Origin of the sequence: Bacillus sp. BB081 (assembly GCF_008368895.1) — a bacterium.
In the GTDB taxonomy this organism is placed as follows: Bacteria; Bacillota; Bacilli; order Bacillales; family Bacillaceae_G; genus Bacillus_A; species Bacillus_A wiedmannii.
In genome coordinates, this window is sequence record NZ_QOZX01000085.1 from 1 (window position 1) to 3,452 (window position 3,452).

At 32.3% G+C, this 3,452-nt stretch carries 5 protein-coding genes; 1 reads left to right on the plus strand and 4 read right to left on the minus strand.

Translation table 11 applies throughout. The features are described 5' to 3' along the window. Positions 1–486: 486 nt before the first annotated feature. Positions 487–1,434 (plus strand): class A beta-lactamase BlaIII, encoded by a 948-nt coding sequence (gene blaIII / locus DN394_RS25510; protein ID WP_098909975.1) that lies wholly within the window; start codon positions 487–489, stop codon positions 1,432–1,434. 170 nt (positions 1,435–1,604) lie between these two features. On the opposite strand, the gene DN394_RS29115 is transcribed toward blaIII, so the two are convergent. The 4 genes from DN394_RS29115 to DN394_RS25520 all read right to left on the minus strand — a co-directional run. Beyond that, positions 1,605–1,763 (minus strand): hypothetical protein, encoded by a 159-nt coding sequence (locus DN394_RS29115; RefSeq protein ID WP_000548946.1) that lies wholly within the window; start codon positions 1,761–1,763, stop codon positions 1,605–1,607. A gap of 104 nt (positions 1,764–1,867) precedes the next feature. After that, a complete protein-coding gene (locus DN394_RS29120; RefSeq protein WP_016513667.1) occupies positions 1,868–2,029 on the minus strand; it encodes a hypothetical protein in 162 nt (53 codons plus the stop codon). 288 nt (positions 2,030–2,317) lie between these two features. Beyond that, the gene (locus DN394_RS25515; RefSeq protein WP_088080524.1) at positions 2,318–2,722 is read right to left on the minus strand and encodes an alpha-ketoglutarate permease; all 405 of its coding nucleotides are present in this window, start codon (positions 2,720–2,722) and stop codon (positions 2,318–2,320) included. Positions 2,723–3,101: 379 nt separating this feature from the next. After that, the coding region (locus DN394_RS25520; RefSeq protein ID WP_255451658.1) for a DUF1433 domain-containing protein at positions 3,102–3,452 on the minus strand (351 nt) is incomplete at its 5' end.

Below are 3,452 nucleotides of genomic sequence, written 5' to 3' on the forward strand. Positions count from 1 at the left end.
TTTCAGGGTTCACTTCAATATGTAGAGGTTTTTGTATGAAGAAAAAACACGTAGTTTCATTGTTATTTTACAAACCCAAAATTCTCCCTCCTCTTGAAGTGGAACAAATTTATTACTTAGAGTGTCTAATAAGTGTATTTCTAATGTGAGTTGTCCAGATTGGATACAACATATCCCGTTTGACATCTATTTTTATGTATTACAAAAAAAAGAAAGGACTTATTATTCCCAAAAGTAAAAAATATGTATTGTAATACTACGGTTAAGTATTACAAGTTTAATACTTTCACAGGCGAACCATTACAAGTAAAAACAAAAAAGAAACAACCCAAACCGTGACTTATCAATCATATAAACGTTTTGGATATCCTTTAACCTTTGAAAATTTAGCTGCAGTAGTATTGTTACCCTATGTCATCTTTAATTGCATCGGTATTTAGAATACCTAGACAAAATCCATATATTCTTGAAAGAGGTTGAAAATTTATGTTCGTTTTAAACAAGTTCTATAACATTTTACATTCCAAAAAGATTGTACCTGTAGTATTACTTTCATGTGTATCACTTATAGGATGTTCCAATAGTAACACTCAATCTGAACCACCTAAACAAACGAATCAAGCTAATCAAATTAAACAAGAAAATACAGGAAATCAATCTTTTGCTAAACTTGAAAAAGAATATGATGCTAAGCTTGGTATTTATGCACTGGACACAGGTACGAATCAAACGATTGCTTATCATTCAGATGATCGTTTTGCGTTTGCATCTACATCTAAATCATTAGCTGTGGGCGCTCTTTTACGCAAGAACTCATTAGAAGCTCTTGATCAAAGAATTACGTATACTCATGAAGATCTTTCTAATTATAATCCAATTACTGAAAAGCATGTTGATACAGGAATGACGTTAAAAGAACTTGCAGATGCTTCAGTTCGATATAGTGACAGCACAGCACATAATTTGATTCTTAAACAGTTAGGAGGTCCCTCTGAATTTGAAAAAATCTTGAGAGAAATGGGAGATACTGTTACTACTTCAGAACGATTTGAACCTGAATTAAATGAAGTGCATCCAGGAGAAACACATGATACCAGCACACCAGAAGCGATAGCTAAGACACTTCAATCATTTACATTAGGAACTGCACTTCCAATAGAAAAACGTGAACTATTAGTAGATTGGATGAAGAGAAATACAACTGGAGACAAATTGATTCGTGCGGGCGTACCAAAAGGATGGGAAGTAGCTGATAAAACAGGCGCGGGATCTTACGGAACAAGAAATGATATCGCAATTATTTGGCCACCAAATAAAAAGCCGATTGTTCTTGCTATACTTTCTAATCATGATAAAGAAGATGCTAAATATGACGATAAACTTATTGCAGACGCAACCAAAGTCGTGTTAAATACCTTAAAAGCTACGGAATAGAGGATAATAGGTTAAAAGTTTTCTATTTTAGGCGGTGTTTTCTCTAGTAGGAGTTGCACCGTATTTTCATCAACTAAAAATTTAATAGTGCCCCAAAAATGAAATTTGGTGCTCCCCCTAAAACATCTGGACTGTAATAGCCAATTAAAAAAATGCAAACAAAACGACCCTTAATCAGTCGTTTTGTTTGCATTTCCTTTTTCTAAAACCACAGAAAAGATAAGTACTATAGTTAACAGCATAATAAACCTTACTTCACTTCCGTCACTTACAAAAAATGAATACAAAGTATATATTAAAATTAATATTCCATAAATAATTTTGTGCAATGTACTCCCTCCTTTTTGCCGTATATATTCTAGTATAAAAGTTTGATTCAAGTCCTATATCCAAATGAAAATACTTTTCTCTTGTTCATTTATCTATTTTCTTTTTATAACTCAAACTTCTTCGAATCGTACTTTTCTAGAGTTTGCTGCAATTCATCTTGTTCATATGGAATATGCTTATCTGTCTGTATATCTTCAACATTTGCTCCACCTGCTAATAATCTCCTGTACATAAAAGAGTGCCCTGTTAATACTGTTTTAATCATTTTGTATCGCCCTCCTTTTGTTTGATTACTTGTATCATAAAACAAGTATCTGAAGTTGATATGTAGTCTATCTAGAGTGTATGTAAATTTAGAAAATCTCTAATAAAATGTTTGTATTGTAACGTTACCACCAAAACTATTGCCCTAAACACCATGATTTGAAGAGATAGGCCCCCATGTTCTAGTCTCAATTCCTCCTACAGTTCTATATTCAGTAAAACTGGTTAATCCCTATAATATAAAAAGAGCACCACTTTTTGGATGCTCCTCGTTATAACTATATATTATTTAATTTCCTTCTTTTGCTGGTACCATTTTTCCTTCTTGAGAGTCTGTGCCCTCTGTTCTTTCAACAGTTTTTGCATGTTCTGGTTTCTCAGGGGATCCCATTTCAAATCCTGGTTGAGAATCTGTACCTTCTTTTGTCGGTACCATTTTTCCTTCTTGAGAACCTGTACCTTCTGTTCTTTCAACTGTTTTTGCGTCTCCTTTAGCAGTTGCTGGCACTGCATCTTTAGGTAAATCAAAGTTTTGTGAGAAAGACGTTGTTCCATCTACACTCTGTGTAATTACTTGATTTGAACTATTTTCATTTGACTTTAAATTATCCATTTTCGCATCATCTGCACCTACTGCACCTCCCGCTACCAATCCTGTACTTAAAAGTGCTCCTGCTAATAATGTTTTAATCATTTTTCATTACCTCCTGTTTATTTGTAATATTCATCAAAAAAGTATCTAGAGTTAATGTTTTAGTCATTATCTTTATCTACTTGCTTTTTGATTACATTTAGCATAAGACAAGAATCTATAGTTGATATGGACTGTATCTGGAGATTATGTAAAGAAAAATGGATGATCCATTGTATATCCTAATGGATACTTAGACAAGATTGAAACTTTATATGAATTTGAATAATTGAGTTCCCCTTTGTTTTTGGGTGTGAGGTTTTTAGCTGGAGTAGAGTGAGGGACTAACCCTTTCTAATTTGAAAGCAAACTTTTTATTATTAGTTTACTTTCATATTTTCAACTCTTTTATTATAGAAAAATAAAAGAGTAATCGCAAAGACTACTCTTGTTTCTTTTCCTTCTCTTCTTTTTCAATTTCAGATACCGATTTTTCAGGATCTTTTATAAGTTTTCCTAATTCTCTAGAACGTGTAAAGTCATCTTCAAAATTTTCTGTAGTACTAATATAAGCTATAAAATCTAATTTTTCATTATTGTTTATATATCCTTTTAATCTAGGAACACCCATCGGACTTATATCATGTTTTGTAAACGTAATACATTTTACATCCCGAATATTGTAATGAATATAATTTCCTATCCGTGTTTCTTGGTCTTTCCAAAACTTTTCTTCTTTTTCTTTTTGTTTTAAGTATTCCATAGTAAAATACCCTCCTGCTATAATACAAAT